19 protein-coding genes and 1 pseudogene are annotated in these 16893 nt (G+C 65.1%); 12 read left to right on the plus strand and 8 right to left on the minus strand.

What is annotated here, in order from left to right:
- Positions 1-16 precede the first annotated feature (16 nt).
- A complete protein-coding gene (locus ABIC03_RS13875; protein ID WP_354058721.1) occupies positions 17-1630 on the minus strand; it encodes an OprO/OprP family phosphate-selective porin in 1614 nt (537 codons plus the stop codon).
- 310 nt (positions 1631-1940) lie between these two features.
- Between ABIC03_RS13875 and ABIC03_RS13880 the strand changes: the two genes are divergently transcribed.
- Genes ABIC03_RS13880 through ABIC03_RS13890 form a run of 3 tightly spaced genes read left to right on the plus strand, consistent with a single transcriptional unit; the run spans position 1941 to position 5945 of the window.
- Positions 1941-3347: a DegQ family serine endoprotease gene (locus ABIC03_RS13880; RefSeq protein ID WP_354058722.1), complete on the plus strand. Its 1407-nt coding sequence runs from the start codon at positions 1941-1943 to the stop codon at positions 3345-3347.
- Complete coding sequence (locus tag ABIC03_RS13885) at positions 3344-4675, plus strand: replication-associated recombination protein A (protein WP_354058723.1); 1332 nt, start codon at positions 3344-3346, stop codon at positions 4673-4675. The genes ABIC03_RS13880 and ABIC03_RS13885 overlap by 4 nt, the downstream gene beginning before the upstream one ends.
- 55 nt (positions 4676-4730) lie before the next feature.
- The gene (locus ABIC03_RS13890) at positions 4731-5945 is read left to right on the plus strand and encodes an RluA family pseudouridine synthase (protein WP_354058724.1); all 1215 of its coding nucleotides are present in this window, start codon (positions 4731-4733) and stop codon (positions 5943-5945) included.
- A gap of 50 nt (positions 5946-5995) precedes the next feature.
- Here the strand turns inward: ABIC03_RS13890 and ABIC03_RS13895 are convergent, their stop codons facing one another.
- Positions 5996-6442, minus strand: a complete 447-nt coding sequence (locus ABIC03_RS13895; protein WP_354058725.1) for a hypothetical protein — start codon at positions 6440-6442, stop codon at positions 5996-5998.
- A 74-nt stretch (positions 6443-6516) separates the two neighbouring features.
- Here ABIC03_RS13895 and ABIC03_RS13900 point away from each other — a divergent pair, with 74 nt between their 5' ends.
- The 5 genes from ABIC03_RS13900 to ABIC03_RS13920 all read left to right on the plus strand — a co-directional run bounded on the left by ABIC03_RS13900 (position 6517) and on the right by ABIC03_RS13920 (position 10896).
- Entirely contained in the window at positions 6517-7311 is a 795-nt protein-coding gene (locus tag ABIC03_RS13900) for an ATP12 family chaperone protein (protein WP_354058726.1), read from the plus strand.
- 57 nt (positions 7312-7368) lie between these two features.
- The gene (gene fliK / locus ABIC03_RS13905) at positions 7369-8973 is read left to right on the plus strand and encodes a flagellar hook-length control protein FliK (RefSeq protein ID WP_354058727.1); all 1605 of its coding nucleotides are present in this window, start codon (positions 7369-7371) and stop codon (positions 8971-8973) included.
- Positions 8970-9230, plus strand: a complete 261-nt coding sequence (locus tag ABIC03_RS13910; protein WP_354058728.1) for an EscU/YscU/HrcU family type III secretion system export apparatus switch protein — start codon at positions 8970-8972, stop codon at positions 9228-9230. The genes fliK and ABIC03_RS13910 overlap by 4 nt, the downstream gene beginning before the upstream one ends.
- Before the next feature lie 128 nt (positions 9231-9358).
- A complete protein-coding gene (locus tag ABIC03_RS13915) occupies positions 9359-10177 on the plus strand; it encodes a penicillin-binding transpeptidase domain-containing protein (RefSeq protein ID WP_275168083.1) in 819 nt (272 codons plus the stop codon).
- 62 nt (positions 10178-10239) lie between these two features.
- Positions 10240-10896 carry a carboxymuconolactone decarboxylase family protein gene (locus ABIC03_RS13920; protein WP_354058729.1) on the plus strand — a complete coding sequence of 219 codons (657 nt, stop codon included), beginning with the start codon at positions 10240-10242 and terminating at the stop codon, positions 10894-10896.
- 140 nt (positions 10897-11036) lie between these two features.
- Here the strand turns inward: ABIC03_RS13920 and ABIC03_RS13925 are convergent.
- The 3 genes and pseudogenes from ABIC03_RS13925 to ABIC03_RS13935 form a co-directional block, all read right to left on the minus strand.
- Positions 11037-11144 (minus strand): annotated as a pseudogene (locus ABIC03_RS13925) (dienelactone hydrolase family protein); the annotation flags it as partial.
- Positions 11145-11297: 153 nt separating this feature from the next.
- Positions 11298-11891: a hypothetical protein gene (locus tag ABIC03_RS13930; protein ID WP_354058730.1), complete on the minus strand. Its 594-nt coding sequence runs from the start codon at positions 11889-11891 to the stop codon at positions 11298-11300.
- 140 nt (positions 11892-12031) lie between these two features.
- Entirely contained in the window at positions 12032-12436 is a 405-nt protein-coding gene (locus tag ABIC03_RS13935) for a DUF4260 domain-containing protein (RefSeq protein WP_354058731.1), read from the minus strand.
- A 138-nt stretch (positions 12437-12574) separates the two neighbouring features.
- On the opposite strand from ABIC03_RS13935, the gene ABIC03_RS13940 reads away from it, so the two are divergent.
- On the plus strand, positions 12575-14107 hold the full coding sequence (locus tag ABIC03_RS13940) for an acyl-CoA carboxylase subunit beta (protein WP_211399411.1): 1533 nt from the start codon (positions 12575-12577) through the stop codon (positions 14105-14107).
- Between the two features lie 121 nt (positions 14108-14228).
- On the plus strand, positions 14229-14576 hold the full coding sequence (locus ABIC03_RS13945) for a hypothetical protein (protein WP_354058732.1): 348 nt from the start codon (positions 14229-14231) through the stop codon (positions 14574-14576).
- A gap of 10 nt (positions 14577-14586) precedes the next feature.
- Here ABIC03_RS13945 and ABIC03_RS13950 read toward each other — a convergent pair whose 3' ends face one another.
- The gene (locus ABIC03_RS13950; protein ID WP_354058733.1) at positions 14587-14739 is read right to left on the minus strand and encodes a hypothetical protein; all 153 of its coding nucleotides are present in this window, start codon (positions 14737-14739) and stop codon (positions 14587-14589) included.
- Between the two features lie 90 nt (positions 14740-14829).
- The gene (locus tag ABIC03_RS13955) at positions 14830-15477 is read right to left on the minus strand and encodes a glutathione S-transferase family protein (RefSeq protein ID WP_354058734.1); all 648 of its coding nucleotides are present in this window, start codon (positions 15475-15477) and stop codon (positions 14830-14832) included.
- Between the two features lie 125 nt (positions 15478-15602).
- Here ABIC03_RS13955 and ABIC03_RS13960 point away from each other — a divergent pair, with 125 nt between their 5' ends.
- Together ABIC03_RS13960 and ABIC03_RS13965 are read left to right on the plus strand one after the other, a co-directional pair.
- Positions 15603-15917, plus strand: a complete 315-nt coding sequence (locus tag ABIC03_RS13960; RefSeq protein WP_275168079.1) for a hypothetical protein — start codon at positions 15603-15605, stop codon at positions 15915-15917.
- Between the two features lie 130 nt (positions 15918-16047).
- A complete protein-coding gene (locus ABIC03_RS13965) occupies positions 16048-16326 on the plus strand; it encodes a twin-arginine translocation signal domain-containing protein (protein WP_354058735.1) in 279 nt (92 codons plus the stop codon).
- A 143-nt stretch (positions 16327-16469) separates the two neighbouring features.
- Here the strand turns inward: ABIC03_RS13965 and ABIC03_RS13970 are convergent, their stop codons facing one another.
- Positions 16470-16721, minus strand: coding sequence for a GCG_CRPN prefix-to-repeats domain-containing protein (locus ABIC03_RS13970; RefSeq protein ID WP_007603074.1), 252 nt, complete (start codon positions 16719-16721; stop codon positions 16470-16472).
- Positions 16722-16893 lie beyond the last annotated feature (172 nt).

Genomic DNA, 16893 nt, shown 5'->3' on the forward strand with positions numbered 1-16893 from the left:
GGACGACAGGCGAGACCTAGAACGCGAACTGCGTCCGCATCGCGACCGCATCGAACTTCGAGCCGACATCGGCGGTCGAGATCGGCGAGGCCTGCCTCGACACCGTGCCATGCAAATAGTCCAGCATGAAACGGACGTTGCCGTTGACATACCAGTTCAGCGCCGCCGTGTAGACGGTCTGCCGACCGCCTGCGATGCCAGTGGCGGTCCCGAGTTGATCGTTGAGGTCAATCGTGGAGAAGCGTCCCGCGACTTCCCACGCACCCCAGCCGCCGCCCTCGAGCGAGAACGGATGCGCCGGCTTGACGCCGCCATAGGCCGCATTCGCCGCATTATAGCTGCGACCCTCGCCTGTCAGCACGTAGCCGGCCTGCGCGTAGCCGCCCTGGAATTTGAGGCTCGGCGCACCCAGCGGCGGCAGGCCGGTATTGGCGCTCCGATCGATGTTGTACCAGAAATACTCGCCTTGCAGGATCAGCGGTCCATAGGTGGCGGCCGCTTCAACGCTGTAGACCTGCGCGCCGGAGGCATTGGCGATTGCGCCGGTCGTGGCCAGTGCCGTGGGATCGATGCGCAGTTCCGGGCGGTCGCTGAGTGTCACCGTCTGTGCGCCCGTCACCATGTTGCGCGACGGCTGGATCAGCCATTCGGCGTTTCCGCCAAGATGCAGCGAGTAATCCTTGCCGCTGACGACCTGGCCGGCAACGCGGGCGACGGCGCCATACTGCTCGGAAGCACCGTTCGGTGCTACGCTCGACGCCGAATGGATCGCGCCGGTCGAGGGTCCCGTGACATAGCCGCCGATCCAGAGCTGGTCGTTGTACCAGCGCGTGCCGATCGCCGAGCGGAAGTCGCCCGCTGCGATGCTGGTGGCGACGATGCCGGCTGAGGCGCGCTCCATGAACATGATGTCGTTGGAGCTCGTGGCCTCATCGAGAGTGTAGGGCAGGTCCATGATGCCGCCCTCGATGGCCATCTTGCCGCCGAACGGTTTCAGGCCGGTGTAGCTGAGATAGGCATTCTCGACGCCGGAGACGCCGCCGCCGGGCAGCGAACCCGGAGCTGCGCCGCCAAACCCGTCGGAGGAGCCGCCGAAGTCGTAGACCAGCGCGAAATTCCAGTCGTGGAAGAACTTGCCGGCGAGACCGATGCGCGCGCGGCGGACATTCTCGCCGCTGTCGAGCTTTTGCGGCACGGTTGCCGCCGTGTTGGGCCGATAGTCGTAGCCGCCGACATCCCAATGCACGCGGCCTGTGATCCCGACGCAGTTTGCCCCATCGGCAGTGCAGATGGTCGGCCGGTTATTCGGCATCGTCACGACGACGCCGGATGCGGGCGCCGGTCCCTTGAGCGGGATCGCCGCGTTGGCGTTGGCGACCGCGGCCTTCGCTTCGGAACGCGCTTCGGCTTTCGCCTCCGCCTTGGCTTCGGTCCTGGCCTTTGCCGCAGCGGCAGTGTTCGCGGCGGTCTGGCTCTGGAGCTTGTCGAGCTTCTGCTCCAGCATCTTCAACTGCTGCTTCAGGAGCGCGATCTCCTGGTCACTGCTGCTCGCCGATTGGGCCTGGGCCTGCGAGGCTGCCAGTGCGGCGGCGAGACCAATCGCCGTGGCTGCAATTCTTGTCCTGCTCACGTCATGACTCCATCGTTTGACGAACTTCCCCAAGTCGCTGCCGGAGAGCCTAGATATGATCGATGACTGCCCCGCGACGCTGCGCCCGGTTGCGCGGTTCCCAGTGGTGTAAATTCGTCGCAACCGAATCCGCCTTGCACCACCATGCAAGATGACGCACATCATGCCAATCCACAGCCCCGCCAAATTGCCATTTGGCACGCGGAGCTTGCAGGCCGGACACACCAAAAGGGGGCCGAATATGCCGCCGGGCGCCTTCTATTGGGGGGCGAACGCGCCTATATTCCGGCGTCTTTTCCAAGAGGTAGGAATGTTTCGATCGACCTGGACCGCCGTCGTCACGGCGCTGTGCATAGCCTTTTCGGCCAACGTCAATCCGGCCGCCGCGCAAGACCGCCGAGTGCCGTCCTCGCCCGCCGAACTGCGGCTGTCCTATGCGCCGATCGTGCAGCGGGTGCAGCCGGCAGTCGTCAACGTCTATGCCGCCAAGGTGGTGCAGAACCGCAATCCGCTGCTCGACGACCCGATCTTCCGCCGCTTCTTCGGCGTGCCCGGCCAGCAGCAGGAGCAGGTGCAGCGCTCGCTCGGTTCGGGCGTGATCGTCGATGCGTCCGGGCTCGTCGTCACCAACGTCCATGTCATCGAAGGCGCCGACCAGGTCAAGGTGTCGCTGTCGGACAAACGTGAGTTCGAGGCCGAGATCGTGCTGAAGGACTCTCGCAGCGATCTCGCGGTTCTGCGTCTGAAGGACACCAAGGAGAAGTTTCCGGCTCTCGAATTCACCAATTCGGACGAGCTGCTGGTAGGCGACGTCGTGATGGCGATCGGCAATCCCTTCGGCGTCGGCCAGACCGTGACTCACGGCATCATCTCGGCCTTGGCGCGCACGCAGGTCGGTATCACCGACTACCAATTTTTCATCCAGACCGACGCGGCGATCAACCCCGGCAATTCCGGCGGCGCGTTGGTCGACATGAACGGCCGGCTCGCGGGCATCAACACGGCGATCTATTCGCGCTCCGGCGGCTCGCAGGGCATCGGCTTCGCGATCCCCGCCAACATGGTGCGCGTCGTCGTCGCCTCCGCCAAGGGTGGCGGCAAGGCGGTAAAGCGGCCCTGGCTCGGCGCGAAGCTGCAGGCGGTGACGCCGGAGATCGCCGAGAGCCTCGGCCTGCGTTCGCCGACCGGTGCGCTGGTCGCAAGCGTCGTTCCGAACGGACCGGCGGCCAAGGCCGGGCTGAAATCCTCCGACCTGATCGTCTCGATCGACGGCCAGACCGTGGATGATCCCAACGCTTTCGACTATCGCTTCGCCACACGGCCGCTCGGCGGCACGGCGCAGATCGACGTGCAGCGCGGCGGCAAGCCGGTCAAGCTGACGGTGGCGCTGGATGCCGCGCCCGATACCGGCCGCAACGAGCTCGTCATCACCGCGCGCTCGCCTCTGCAAGGCGCGAAGGTCTCGACCATCACCCCGGCGCTCGCCGACGAGCTGCATCTGGACGCCGACACCGAAGGCGTCGTGGTCACCGATCTCGGCGGCGACAGCGCGGCCGCGAATGTCGGCTTTCAGAAGGGCGACGTCATCCTGGCGGTCAACAACCAAAAGATCAGCAAGACAAGCGATCTCGAAAAGGCGGCGGCCGAGCGCCAACGCATCTGGCGCATCACGCTGGTGCGCGGCGGCCAGCAGATCAACGTCACGCTGGGCGGATGAGTCCGAAGCGACCACAGGAGACGCCAACTCTCTTCGCCGCGGCGGGGCTCGATCACGAGGCTCCGCATCCGCTGCCGGATCGGCTGCGACCGCGCGCGCTCTCGGAGGTCGTCGGCCAGGATCACATCCTGGGTCCCGACGGCGCGCTGACGCGCATGCTGGAGACGCGCACGCTGGGCTCGCTGGTGTTCTGGGGCCCGCCCGGCACCGGCAAGACCACGGTCGCGAGGCTGCTCGCGGACGCCACCGATTTGCATTTCGAGCAGATCTCCGCGGTGTTCTCCGGCGTCGCCGATTTGAAGAAGGCCTTTGAGGCCGCGCGTGCACGCCGCGAGATGGGGAAGGGCACGCTGCTGTTCGTCGACGAGGTGCATCGCTTCAACCGCGCCCAGCAGGATTCGTTTCTGCCCGTCATGGAAGACGGCACCGTGGTGATGGTCGGCGCCACCACCGAAAATCCGTCCTTCGAGCTCAATGCGGCGCTTCTGTCCCGCGCGCGTGTGCTGGTGTTTCGCTCGCTCGACGCGACCGCGATCGAAAAGCTGTTTGCGCATGCCGAGGAGGTCGAGGGCCGCAAGCTGCCGCTCGACGAGGAAGCGCGCGCCGTGCTGGTGCGCATGGCCGATGGCGACGGCCGCGCGTCGCTGACGCTCGTCGAGGAAGTCTGGCGCGCCGCGCGCAAGGACGAGATTTTCGACGCCGCGCAGTTGCAGGAGATATTGCAGCGCCGCGCGCCGATCTACGACAAGTCGGCCGACGGCCATTACAATTTGATCTCGGCGCTGCATAAGTCGGTGCGGGGCTCTGATCCCGATGCCGCGCTGTATTATCTCGCGCGCATGCTCGATGCCGGCGAGGATCCGCTGTTTCTGGCCCGCCGCGTCGTGCGCATGGCGGTCGAGGATATCGGGCTTGCCGATCCGCAGGCGCTGGTCATTGCCAACTCCGCCAAGGACGCCTTCGACTTCCTCGGTCATCCCGAAGGCGAGCTTGCGATCGCGCAGGCGGTGGTCTATCTCGCCACCGCACCGAAATCGAATGCCGTCTACACCGCCTTCGGCAAGGCGATGCAGGTCGCAAAGCAGGCCGGCTCACTGCTGCCGCCGAAACACATTCTCAACTCGCCGACCAAGCTGATGAAGTCGGAAGGCTACGGCGCGTCGTACGAATACGACCACGACGCCCCCGACGCCTTTTCCGGCCAGGACTACTTTCCGGAGGCCCTGGGCCGCCAGACCTTCTACGACCCGCCGGACCGCGGGTTCGAGCGGGAGATCAGGAAGCGGCTGGATTATTGGGCCAAGTTGCGGAAGGAGCGGGGCGGCTGAAGCCAAATCGCCATTTCGCCGTGACGTGAGGCCGCTTTTGAGCTAGGCAGGCACCATGAGCCGCCGCATCAAAAGAACCGATCCAAAGCCCCGTTCGCGCGATGAACGCAAGGAGGCACGTCCGTTCAAGGCGCGCAGCGCGAAGGCGGCAGGGCCGCGGCCGGGCGGCAAGCCGGGCACGAAGCCGCCGCGCTTTGCCAGCGATCGCGTCGAGCGGCGCGCGCCCAAAGCCGAACCGGAAAAGGCTGCACCGGCAAAGCCCGTCGAGGCATTGCTGCCGGCCAAGGTGCAGACCGTCAAGGTGACAGCCGACGAGAACAACATGCGCGTCGATCGCTTCCTTGAGGCGCACTTTCCCGGCCTGTCGTTCTCCCACATCCAGCGCGTCGTTCGCAAAGGCGAACTGCGCGTCGACGGCAAGCGCGTCGACAGCAAGGACCGCCTGGAGGAGGGTCAGAGCGTTCGCATTCCGCCGCTGAAGCTCGACACGCCGAAGGCGCCCAACCCGCAGTCGGAGGCGGCGCAAAAGACGCTTGCCGCGCTGAAGGAGATGACGATTTACGAGGACGACGACGTTCTCGTGCTGAACAAGCCGGCCGGTCTCGCCGTGCAGGGCGGCTCGGGCATGACGCGACACATCGATCAGATGCTGGAGGTGATGCGCGATTCCAAGGGCCAGAAGCCGCGCCTCGTGCACCGCATCGACAGGGAGACGTCGGGCTGTCTCCTGGTCGCCAAGACCCGCTTTGCCGCCTCGCATCTGACCGGCGCGTTCCGTTCGCGGTCGGCGCGAAAAACCTATTGGGCGCTGGTGCCGGGACTACCGAAGCCGAAGCAGGGCCGCATCTCGACCTTCCTTGCCAAGGAGGAGAGCGAGGACGACACCATCATGCGCATCGCCCAGCATGGCGACGAGGGCGCAAGCCACGCGGTAACGTACTATGCGGTGGTCGAAACCGCCGGCAACAAGCTGACCTGGGTGTCGCTGAAGCCGGTGACGGGACGCACCCACCAGCTGCGCGCCCACATGGAACATATCGGTCACCCCATCGTCGGCGATCCCAAATATTTCAACATCGAGAACTGGCAACTGCCAGGCGGCCTGCAAAACCGGCTGCATCTGCTGGCGCGCCGCATCGTCATTCCGCATCCGCGCGGCGGCTTCATCGATGCCACCGCGCCGCTACCGCAGCACATGCAGCAGTCGTGGAACCTGCTCGGGCTCGATGCAACGAGATTTGATCCGATCGAGAACGCGCCGGAAGAGTAGTTGAGTTTGCGATCGGGTTGCTTCGCTGCGCCCCGAATAATGAAGCCCGCTCAATTCCGAAACTGCTCCAGAAACATCCGCAGGCTGTCGTGCGGGCTCTCGACATCCGTGATCAACCAGCCCTCGGGCCCGCTGACCAGGATGAAATTTAATGTCACCGGCCGGCCGCGGTTGTCAAAATTCGCCGCGACATAGGTCTTGTCGTATTGCCTGCGAATGACCGCGATGGCGACGGGGCCGAGCTTCCAGCTCGGGCTCTGCACCAGAAAATCGTAGGGCGCGACCTGCGGCGCGGACCACACCTTGCGCAAGGAGGGGTCGAAGAATTGCCGGGCGGTGGCGGCATCCCGCGGCAGGCCTTTTGAGAGCTCCGGCGCGCCTTGGCCGTAATGAGCGTAGACGTTGCGGACCACCGATTCCGGAGTCCGAAAGCCGGCCTGCGCCGCGGCCGACCCAAACCCGGCTAGCAGAGCCACAATGCCCGCAAGTTCCCTCATACCTGCCGCTCGCTTTATCGGTCGCCGCTCTTACCTTACAAGCCTAGCATTGAGTGATCAGGGCCGAAAACCAGATGCGCGAATTGTTCGATGAAGTTGCGGGGCGATCCCCGCTCGATCCGCAAGAGGCGGTCCGCCAGGCCTCGCGTGTGCCGTTGCGCAAGCGCTTCTACAAGGAGGTGGGGGTGGCCGAGGCCGAAGGCGGCTTCGCCATCACGCTCGATGGAAAGGCGATCCGGACGCCCTCCGGCCGCCAGGTGGTGATCCCGTCGCGCGCGCTAGCCGACGCAGTCGCCGCGGAATGGGCGGATCGGAAAGAGACGATCAATCCCATGACCATGCCGCTGACGCGGATCGCCAACAGCGTGGTCGAGGGTGTCGTCGACCGCGTCGATCTCGTCACGGAAGACCTCGCAAAATACCTCCAGTCCGATCTGCTGTTCTACCGCGCCGGCCATCCCGAGGGACTTGTCGCCCGGGAGGCCGCGCATTGGGATCCCGTGCTGTTCTGGGCCGCGGAGACGCTGGGCGCGCATTTCATCCTGTCCGAAGGCGTCATGCATGTGACGCAGCCGGCGGAGGCGCTCCAGGCCGCACGTGCGGCGCTGCCGGGGGATGCCTGGTCGGTCGCCGCCCTCCACGTGATCACCACTCTGACCGGCTCGGCCCTGCTGGCGCTGGCGCTGGCCCATGGCGTACGGGACGCCGGCCAGGTCTGGGCGGCGGCTTATGTCGACGAGGACTGGAACGCCGAGAAATGGGGCGTGGACGAAGAAGCGGCCGGCCGCCGCGCTGCCCGTCTGCGGGATTTCGAGGCTGCCGTGGCGGTTTTGAACGCCGTGAGGCCGCCCGCGGCCAAGGGTCCTTAACGAGAGGTTTACGAGGGCGGCCTTAGGGTAGGACCTGCGCTCCCCGGGCCCCTCGCGATGCCGACGCCGATAAGCTCGATTCTTCCCGTCAGTGCCGCCAGCCCTGTTGCTGACGCGGCGACGCCCGATCTTGTGCTGCAGGCCGGCAGCGTCGTCGACGCCAGAGTGGTCAGCGTGCTCGCCGATAATCTGGTGCGGATCGCGATCGCCAACCTCTCGATGGATGTGCTGTCCGAGGTGGCGCTGACACCAGGACAAAATCTTCAGCTTGCGGTGTCGCAGAACGGCGGCACCATCCGGCTCGCCGTCATGGGCGGGGCAGGCGAGGCGGCCGCCGATCAGGTCACGCTGACGCCTGCTGCGGCCTCGCTGGTTGACAGCCCCTCGCTTGCTCCGTCGGCGGGCGCGGGACGCAACGTGCTGACGCCATCGGAGCAGGTCGCCGTTACCGCAGCTTCGGCCGAGGCGGTCACAAAACAGGGCAGCCAGGCGCCGCTGTTCGCCAATCTGGCCGCGGTGGTCACCGGCAGCGATCTTCCGGCGGGGCTGAAGCAGGCGATGCTGGGCGTGCTGGCGCAGCAGACGCCGCTCAACACCGGGCTCGATGGCGGCGACGTCGAATCCGCTTTCCAGAGATCCGGGCTGCTCCTAGAGGCCTCGCTCGCCGCAGGCGCGACGCCGTCCTCCGCCACGATGCCGGATTTGAAAGCCGCGCTTCTGGTGCTGCGGCAGACGCTGGCAACGCTCGAGACGGCGCCACAGACGCAAGGTGCCACCCTTCCAGCCGGTACCGGGGCAACACCGCAGGTCGCTACCGCGCAGACGCAGGCTGCACAGGCCGCCTTGCCCGCAACGGAACCCGAGATCGCCCAATCACCGCAAATGCCGCGCAGCGCCAATCTCGCGGCCGCTGTGCTGGCGGACATAGCTGGCGGTGCGCCGCAGGCTGCGATGCCGCGAACCATATCTGCGGGCCTTGCCGCGAGCCTCCTGCAAGAGATCACGCAAAACCTGCCGCGCATGATGGGCAATTTGCCGGGCTCGAACAAAGCCGTGCCCGACGGACAAATTTTCGAAGCCGCCGCGCGCGCGACGCCACCGCCGGTTCGCGGCGCATTACCGTCGCCGCAATCCATCGCCTCGCCGTCACTCGCGCCCGATACGCCGCTCGCCGCGACCGTGCATCGGTTGCTCGATGATACCGATGCCGCGATCGCGCGCCAGACCTTGCTCCAGGTCGCTTCGCTCCCCGATCGCACCGATGCCAGCGGTCACAGGATCGATCCGACCGTGCCGCAGTGGAATTTCGAGATTCCATTCGCGACGCCGCAGGGCACGGCAATGGCGCAGTTCGAGATCTCGCGCGACGGCGGCAATGAATCCGCCGATCCCGCCGGGCGCGCCTGGCGCGCGCGCTTCACACTCAGTGTCGAGCCGGCCGGCCCCGTGCACGCTTTGATTACCCTGAACGGCGACACGACCTTCGTGCGGATGTGGGCGGAGCGGCCGGCGACCGCACAGCAGCTTCGCGCCGGAATCGGTGAGCTCAACCAGGCCCTGACCAGGGCCGAGCTCAAGCCCGGCGACATCCTGGTTCGCGATGGCACCCCGCCACAGCCCGCACCGACCCGTGCCGGCCACTTCCTGGATCGCGCCACATGAGCGACCCGTCGAAGCTAGCGATTGCGCTTCATTACGAGAAGGGCAGCAACGCGCCTGTCGTCGTCGCCAAGGGCAAGGGCACGATCGGCGAAAAGATCGTCGAGATCGCCAAGGCCAACGACATCCCGATCGAGGAAAACGAGATCGTGGCCGGTGCGCTCTCCAAGGTCGAGCTTGGCGAAGAGATCCCGCCCGACCTCTACAAGGCCGTCGCCGAAGTGCTGGTGTTCGTGCTGCGGCTGTCGGGTAGGCGGTAGAGCATGATCCGCAAAAGTGTGCAGCGGTTTTTCGAAGAGATCATGCTCAAGAAATAACCTGTCATCGTTTCACCACGATAGCGGCTGCATGGTCGGGGCCTTCTTCATCGCGTAAACGGACACCGCCAGTGCTCACCCGCCGTTCGACTCTCGGTCTTCTCGCCGCAACCGCGATCCTGCCGTCGCGCGCACTCGCCCATGTCGCGCCGCCGCGAAATGAAATCCGTGACAGCCTCGCAAAGCGCTTCACCGACCTCGGCACGGCCGGGACGTTCGTCGGCTACAAGGTCGAGGATTATCTGGTCATCGCGAGCGACAAGGAACGTTCGGGCGAGGCGAAGCTGCCGGCTTCGACCTTCAAGATACCGAACTCGCTGATCGCGCTCGAAACTGGCGTCGTCGCCGATCCCGACAAGGACGTATTTCCCTGGGATGGCGTGAAGCGTCCGATCGAGGCCTGGAACAAGGATCACACGCTGCGCAGCGCGATTCTCGTGAGCGCGGTACCGGTCTATCAGGAGATCGCGCGTCGGATCGGACAGGAGCGCATGCAAAAATACGTCGATCTGTTCGACTACGGCAATCGCGACATCGGCGGCGGCATCGACCAGTTCTGGCTCACCGGCGCCTTGCGCATCGATCCGGTCGAGCAGGTCGATTTCGTTGACAGGCTGCGCCGCCGCGCACTGCCAATCTCCAAACGCAGCCAGGATCTCGTCGCTGACATCCTGCCGGTGACCAAGGTCGGCGATAGCGTCATTCGCGCCAAGTCAGGGCTGCTTGGCGCCGAGCGCGGCGAGCCGTCGCTTGGCTGGATGGTGGGCTGGGCGGAGAAGGGCGAAGCACACACCGTGTTCGCGCTCAATATGGACTGCAAGGAGCCGCGTCTGGTCGGCGAGCGCATGCCGCTGACGCAAGCCTGCCTTGCCGAGATCGGCGCGATCTAGCGCTACCAAGCCGGTGCCGCTCGACTAGCATCCTCCGGATCAAGAAAAACCGGGAGGACAACATGAACTCAACGCCACTCTGGCTGTCGTCGCTGACGCTTGCTGCCGCGGGCGGCTGGCTCGCCGCCACGATGTTTGCCGGTCCCGCCACCAGCAAGGAGCCGCGCTTTCCGCAGCTCACCATGGACCAGCTCGACGCCAAGCAGAAACCGCTCGGCGAGCAGATCATGAAGGTCTCGAGCGTCGGCATCGGCGGTCCCTACAATCCGATGATCCGCAGCCCGGTGCTCGGCCAGCGCCTGTTCGACCTGTTCCACTATCTGCGCTGGGAAACCTCGGTCCCGACAAAGCTCAACGAGTTCGCGATCCTGATCATCGGGCGGCAATGGCGCTCGCAGGTCGAGTGGTACGCCCATGCGCCGCTCGCTGCGAAGGCGGGCTTGTCGCCCGACATCATCGCGGAGCTGAAGGCCAACAAGCGGCCGTCGAAGATGGCCGAGGACGAGGCCGTCGTCTACGACTTCGTCACCGAGCTCACCACGACCAGGAAGATCGCCGACGAGACTTACGCGCGCGCGAAGAAGGTCTTCAATGACCAGCAGATTGTCGACCTCACCGCGGTCGCCGGCAATTACGTGATGGTCGCGATGCTGCTGGCAATGGCGGAGGAGACCGTACCGCCGGACAAGCAGGAGCCGTTCAAGCCGGGCGAGCCGTAGCCTCCGTCATTGCGAGGAGCCGTTGCGACGACGCAATCCAGATTGCCTCCGCGGCGAGATTCTGGATTGCTTCGCTTCGCTCGCAATGACGGAGTATGTGGCGCCGACGCCGGCTCCCAAGGCCGAGCTGCTTCCCAGCGCTACCCCAGCTTGAACAGCGCTTGCAAAAATCCCTCCACGGCCTTGCGCGACTCGGCGGCAGTCGTTGGATTACCGCCGACATGCGGATCGAGCTCGACGCAAGCGTCTAGCGCGATGGCAATTTGATGCGCGCGGATCGCTCCCGCGTCATGGCCGGGCTTGTCCCGGCCATCCACGACCTTTCTCATCGGCTTCAAGCACGTGGATGCCCGGGACAAGCCCGGGCATGACGCCCAATCGTGAATGTGATTGCGCGGGCCTCAGGCGGGATCAGCCTTTTTCACCGTCAGCGCCTGGTCGATCGCAAAACCGCCGATCTCGCTCATCGCCTGCGAGATCACGTCGCCCTTGCGGGCAAAGCCGGCGGAGAGGACATCGAACTGGGTGCGCGCCAGCCGCAGCACCTCGATCGGCACGGAGATGGCGGTCTCGTTCAAACTGTCGAGCGAGGCGTGCAGCGTCTTTAGCTCGCTTGTGAGCTGGCCGATATGGCCCTCCGCGTGCTGCATCAGGCCAAGCAGCTTGCCGCGCTCGGCATCGAATGCCGCGCGCTCGGCCGCCGCGGCCGCGGTGACTTCGGCAAGCTGGCTGCGCAGCCCGTCGATTTTCTTGACCATGGCGTCGGACGCCATCTCACCGGCCTCGCGCAATTCGCTGTTGCGCGTGTTCTCTTCGTGCTCCCGGTGATAGAGGCGTTCCGCCGACATCGCCCGCTGCGCCAGCGACTCGATCAGCGCGGCCGCGCGCAGCAGCATCTCGCCGTTCCGCCCCGACACCATGCTGGCCATGCGCCGCAGGAAGTCGGTGGTTTCGGACGATGGGTTCGGCGGCAGTGGAGCGACCGTCGCGGACATGGGGTGATGCTTGCAGCCGGAAATGATGACCGCCGCCGTACCGACTGAGCTCACGCAACATTCGGCGCCTGATCGCAAGCCTGGAGCAAGCCTGAATCGGCACGCCCGGTCAACCGGGCCGAGCCAGATTTGCAACTGCGTCAGTGGTCCTTCTGCCGGCCGATCCGGCCGAGATGGGTGAAGCCGAACCCGGCCGAATATTTCAGGCCATAGCCCAGCGCCCGATCGATGCCGATATGGGCGAGCCAGATCAAGGCGATGGACAGGGTGAGCGGCGAGGCGAGGCCGAAGCCGAGCGTCAGCAGCGCGACCGGCGCCATGTAGCTGTGGGCGGCGTTGTAGACCAGCGCGCCGAATTTGGCGTCCGACAGATATGCCAGGAAGCTCAGATCCGGGACGAAGAACAGCAGGGCGAACACGAGCCATGAGCCGTCCCAGGCCCAGTAGAGCATCACCATGCCCACGAAGAGGGTCAGTCCCTCCAGCCGCAGCAGGATGTTGACGCCGCCCGTCGCCGCGCCGGCCTCGGCCGTTCCTTCGGTCATGCTCGTCTCCCAGGCAAAACTTTGAATTCCTTGCGCTTTCCCGCTGCGGCAAGGCAGCCCTGCGAGGTCGAAAGGCGCTTTCCGGCTCGCAAAATGCCGTGTTAGAACCCCGCATCACTTAAGAACTGGCGGGAGCAAATGAAACACATCCTGGACGCCCTTGAAGACCGTCGCGCCGGCGCAAAGCTCGGCGGCGGTGAGAAGCGCATCGAGGCGCAGCACGCCCGCGGCAAGCTGACCGCACGTGAGCGCATCGAGCTCTTGCTCGACAAGGGATCGTTCGAGGAATTCGACATGTTCGTCGAGCACCGCTCCACCGAATTCGGCATGGAGAAGAACAAGGTGCCCGGCGACGGCGTCGTCACCGGCTGGGGCACCGTCAACGGCCGCAAGACGTTTGTCTTTGCCAAGGACTTCACCGTGTTCGGCGGGTCGCTCTCGGAAACGCACGCGCTGAAAATCACGAAACTCCAGGACATGGCGATGAAGGCGAGGGCGCCCATCATCGGCCTGTATGACGCGGGCGGCGCCCGCATCCAGGAGGGCGTCGCAGCGCTCGCCGGCTATTCCTACGTGTTCCGCCGCAACGTGCTCGCCTCCGGCGTGATCCCGCAGATCTCCGTCATCATGGGCCCCTGCGCCGGCGGCGACGTCTATTCGCCCGCGATGACCGACTTCATCTTCATGGTGAAGAACACCAGCTACATGTTCGTCACCGGCCCCGACGTGGTGAAGACCGTCACCAACGAGGTCGTCACGGCGGAAGAGCTCGGCGGCGCTTCCGTGCATGCCACGCGCTCCTCCATCGCCGACGGCGCGTTCGAGAACGACGTCGAGACGCTGTTGCAGATGCGGCGCCTGATCGACTTCCTGCCGTCCAACAACACCGACGGCGTGCCGGAATGGCCGAGCTTCGACGACATCGGCCGGGTCGACATGTCCTTGGACACACTGATCCCGGACAATCCGAACAAGCCCTACGACATGAAGGAGCTAATCCTCAAGGTCGTGGACGAGGGCGACTTCTTCGAGATCGCGGACGCTTTTGCCAAGAACATCGTCACCGGCTTCGGCCGCATCGCCGGCCGCACCGTCGGCTTCGTCGCAAACCAGCCGATGGTGCTGGCCGGCGTGCTCGACTCCGACGCTTCGCGCAAGGCCGCGCGCTTCGTTCGCTTTTGCGATGCCTTCAACATCCCGATCGTCACCTTCGTCGACGTGCCGGGCTTCCTGCCGGGCACCGCGCAGGAATATGGCGGCCTGATCAAGCATGGCGCAAAGCTGCTGTTTGCGTACTCGCAGTGCACCGTGCCGCTGGTCACCATCATCACCCGCAAGGCCTATGGCGGCGCCTTCGACGTCATGGCCTCCAAGGAGATCGGCGCCGACATGAACTACGCCTGGCCGACCGCCCAGATCGCGGTGATGGGCGCCAAGGGCGCGGTCGAGATCATCTTCCGCGCCGACATCGGCGACCCAGACAAGATCGCCGCCCGCACCAAGGAATACGAAGACCGCTTCCTGTCCCCCTTCATCGCCGCCGAGCGCGGCTACATCGACGACGTCATCATGCCGCACTCCACCCGGAAGCGGATCGCGCGGGCGCTGTCGATGCTGAAGGACAAGAAGGTGGAAACGCCGGCGAAGAAGCACGACAATTTGCCGTTGTGAGGGGACTTGTAGCCCGGATGAGCGTAGCGACATCCGGGTTTTCTATCCAACACCCGCATGTTGCTTCGCTCATGCGGACTACTGATCTTGTTTCTGACTTGGCATCCTCGATCCGAATCCAATGACCGAAGACGATCCGACCGACGAGATTTCAGACATTGAAGACCGGATTGCGGCTTTGGCCGAGGTCGCCGAGCGATGCCGGAAGTATATTTTGGCATCCAAGATTGCCATCGGTGGCGGGGCTGCACTGTTGCTGATCACGATCCTCGGTCTGCTCGGGACGGGGCAGACCGCCGCGCTCGGCTCAGTAGCTCTCGTGCTCGGCGGGATCGTCTCGCTCGGCTCGAACGTCAGTACGCTGCGGCAGACTGACGAGGCCATCGGTGCTGCGGAGGCGCGCCGCTCAGCGTTGATAGGGAGCTTCGACCTTCGCGTGGTCGCCGACACGCCGATGAAGCTCGTGTAACCGAGCAGCCTTACGCCGCAGCCCTGCGCGTCAGCACGGACAACTCCTCGCGGCATTCGGCTGCAAACGCCTGAAGCTGCTCCGCGGTTTGCCGGTCGAGGATCGCTTTTGCCAGCCGTTCGGCGCGGGCAAGCTGGTCTCTGAGATATGCGATGCGGGGCATGTGTCACCTTCCGCAGGGATGATTTGATGGCCGTGACCCTACGGCCATCGCCGGATTTTTTATGTGAGGCACGTCACACCCCACGCCGCGTCAGCGAGCCGCATCCGCCGCCGCGAAATGCGCCATTTGGTCGGCGTGGGCCTTGCCGAAGGCCGGGCGAGCCGTGGCGCGTGCGACATAGGCGCGGCAGGCGGGACTGTCCGCGAGCCCATTGGACTGATCGACGACGCGCAGCACGTCGGACATCAGGATGTCGGCGACGGAGAACGTGCCTGCCAGCCATTCGCGGTTGGCCAGCACCGCCTCCATGTGCTTGAGGCGGAGTTTGAGGAAATCGTCCACGAATTTCCATGCCGCCGTATCGGTCGGATGTCCCATGAACTTCGACATCCCCCAGGGCAGGCTTGCCATCTCCACCGAATTGAGTGCGGCGAACAGCCATTCCGTGGCTTCGTTGTGGCCGCGCGGATCTGATGGCATGAGCTTTGCGCTGAGGCCGCCGAGATGCAGCAGGATCGCGCCGCTCTCGAAGATCGAGAGGTCGCCATCGGTCAGCCACGGCACCTGGCCGAACGGCTGGTGCGCGAGATGTTGGGCGCCGCGGTCGTCGAACGGCGCGCTCGCGACGCGATAGGGCAATGCGGCCTCTTCGAGCGCCCAGCGCACCCGAAGGTCGCGGACGAAACCGCGCGGGGGTGGGGGAACCCAGTCGAAGGTGGTGAGCGTGAGGTCGGGCATGTCGTGTCTCCGTCTGCTGTCCAGGCATAGGACGGACGAGAGGCGCGCGTTCCGACACCGGTGCCGTCATTTTTGTCGTCGTCAGCGTAACCCGCTAGTCTCCCCAAACAACAGGAGGAAATCTGATGCCGTCAGCCTTCTTCGTCGTCCGCGCCATCGTCGCCGATGCCGGCAGGCGCGCCGCGTTCGACAGATGGTACGAGACGGAACATCTGCCCGACGCGGCGAAGGCGTTCGGTGTGGCTAAGGCCTGGCGGTTCTGGAGCCTCGACGATCCGTCACTGCATCAGGCGATGTATCAGTTCGAGAGCGAGGCTGCGCTGCACGCCATGCTGAAGGGCGATGCGCTGACGCAGCTGGTGGCTGATTTCAAGCGCGATTGGCCCGACGTGACGCGCACGCGCGAGTTGCTGGTGCTGGCGCAGGAGTTTGGCGAGTAGCGCCTGGGGCGGCGTGCCGTCACTGTCAGAGTCGCAACGAACCTGAACGCGCGATTCAGCTTCGGTTCATGTCGTCGCCGCGACACTCGCCTCTGCATCACTGGCACGACCATCCAAGAGGAAAGAAATTATGGAGCGCCGGAACTTTCTGAAATTTGCAATCGGTGTCGCGGCCGGAGCTGCCGCGTTCACGATCGCCGCGAAGGCTGCGCCGCTGGCGCCGCAGCCGCTCGGTGATCCCAGCATGCCGCAAGGCAATCCCGACGCTCATCCCGCAGTCACCAGCAGCGATGAGGCGGCGCAGTTGAAGCCGGAGCAGGTGCACTGGCACGGCCACCACCGTCATTGGGGTTGGCGCCGCCGTCACTGGGGCTGGCATCGCCGGCGATGGCACCGCCGCCATTGGTAAGCTTCGCGCAAGCCAGGCTCGAACGGGGACCGCGATCGCGGTCCCCGTTTTGATTCGAAACATCCCGGTGCGACGTCAGGTGCCCCAAAAAAAGGCCGCGCAGGCTTTCGCCGCGCGGCCATTTAGCTATGCAAAAAACGAGATCAGAACGGGCGGCAGCGGCCGGCGTACCAGCGGAAGCCGTAGGGGCACACGCGCGCGCGCGGCACGACGACGACAGGGGCCGGCGCAACCACGATCGGACCCGGGCGGACAACGACCGGACCGCGCATCGGGCGGCAGCCGCCATAGGCGCCGCGATACCAGCCGGGGCCGCAACCGCCGGCGGCGCTGGCCGCCTCGCTGAAACCAACGACCGCGCTGGCAAGCATCACGGCGGCAAACAGGTATTTCATTTGATCTTCCTTCTCGTCTTTGGGGGCAAGTTCTAGGAGGGCTTGGCGTTTTCGGCGCACCATGAATCAAAAGACACGATTCGACACGTTAAAATCGCAACATGCCGACACGACGCGAGCCAAATCTGCCAATCATGACCTGAATGCGGCATGAACATTCCCCGCATGCGGC

This window comes from Bradyrhizobium sp. RT6a (assembly GCF_040547675.1).
Taxonomy (GTDB): Bacteria; Pseudomonadota; Alphaproteobacteria; order Rhizobiales; family Xanthobacteraceae; genus Bradyrhizobium.

What these genes read in the sequence shown, in the direction of transcription:
- ABIC03_RS13880 (WP_354058722.1), top strand. Translation starts at nt 1,941, where the DNA reads ATGTTTCGATCGACCTGGACCGCCGTCGTCACGGCGCTGTGCATAGCC.
- ABIC03_RS13885 (WP_354058723.1), top strand. Translation starts at nt 3,344, where the DNA reads ATGAGTCCGAAGCGACCACAGGAGACGCCAACTCTCTTCGCCGCGGCG.
- ABIC03_RS13890 (WP_354058724.1), top strand. Translation starts at nt 4,731, where the DNA reads ATGAGCCGCCGCATCAAAAGAACCGATCCAAAGCCCCGTTCGCGCGAT.
- ABIC03_RS13895 (WP_354058725.1), bottom strand. Translation starts at nt 6,442, where the DNA reads ATGAGGGAACTTGCGGGCATTGTGGCTCTGCTAGCCGGGTTTGGGTCG.
- ABIC03_RS13900 (WP_354058726.1), top strand. Translation starts at nt 6,517, where the DNA reads ATGCGCGAATTGTTCGATGAAGTTGCGGGGCGATCCCCGCTCGATCCG.
- fliK (WP_354058727.1), top strand. Translation starts at nt 7,369, where the DNA reads ATGCCGACGCCGATAAGCTCGATTCTTCCCGTCAGTGCCGCCAGCCCT.
- ABIC03_RS13910 (WP_354058728.1), top strand. Translation starts at nt 8,970, where the DNA reads ATGAGCGACCCGTCGAAGCTAGCGATTGCGCTTCATTACGAGAAGGGC.
- ABIC03_RS13920 (WP_354058729.1), top strand. Translation starts at nt 10,240, where the DNA reads ATGAACTCAACGCCACTCTGGCTGTCGTCGCTGACGCTTGCTGCCGCG.
- ABIC03_RS13930 (WP_354058730.1), bottom strand. Translation starts at nt 11,891, where the DNA reads ATGTCCGCGACGGTCGCTCCACTGCCGCCGAACCCATCGTCCGAAACC.
- ABIC03_RS13935 (WP_354058731.1), bottom strand. Translation starts at nt 12,436, where the DNA reads ATGACCGAAGGAACGGCCGAGGCCGGCGCGGCGACGGGCGGCGTCAAC.
- ABIC03_RS13940 (WP_211399411.1), top strand. Translation starts at nt 12,575, where the DNA reads ATGAAACACATCCTGGACGCCCTTGAAGACCGTCGCGCCGGCGCAAAG.
- ABIC03_RS13945 (WP_354058732.1), top strand. Translation starts at nt 14,229, where the DNA reads ATGACCGAAGACGATCCGACCGACGAGATTTCAGACATTGAAGACCGG.
- ABIC03_RS13950 (WP_354058733.1), bottom strand. Translation starts at nt 14,739, where the DNA reads ATGCCCCGCATCGCATATCTCAGAGACCAGCTTGCCCGCGCCGAACGG.
- ABIC03_RS13955 (WP_354058734.1), bottom strand. Translation starts at nt 15,477, where the DNA reads ATGCCCGACCTCACGCTCACCACCTTCGACTGGGTTCCCCCACCCCCG.
- ABIC03_RS13960 (WP_275168079.1), top strand. Translation starts at nt 15,603, where the DNA reads ATGCCGTCAGCCTTCTTCGTCGTCCGCGCCATCGTCGCCGATGCCGGC.
- ABIC03_RS13965 (WP_354058735.1), top strand. Translation starts at nt 16,048, where the DNA reads ATGGAGCGCCGGAACTTTCTGAAATTTGCAATCGGTGTCGCGGCCGGA.
- ABIC03_RS13970 (WP_007603074.1), bottom strand. Translation starts at nt 16,721, where the DNA reads ATGAAATACCTGTTTGCCGCCGTGATGCTTGCCAGCGCGGTCGTTGGT.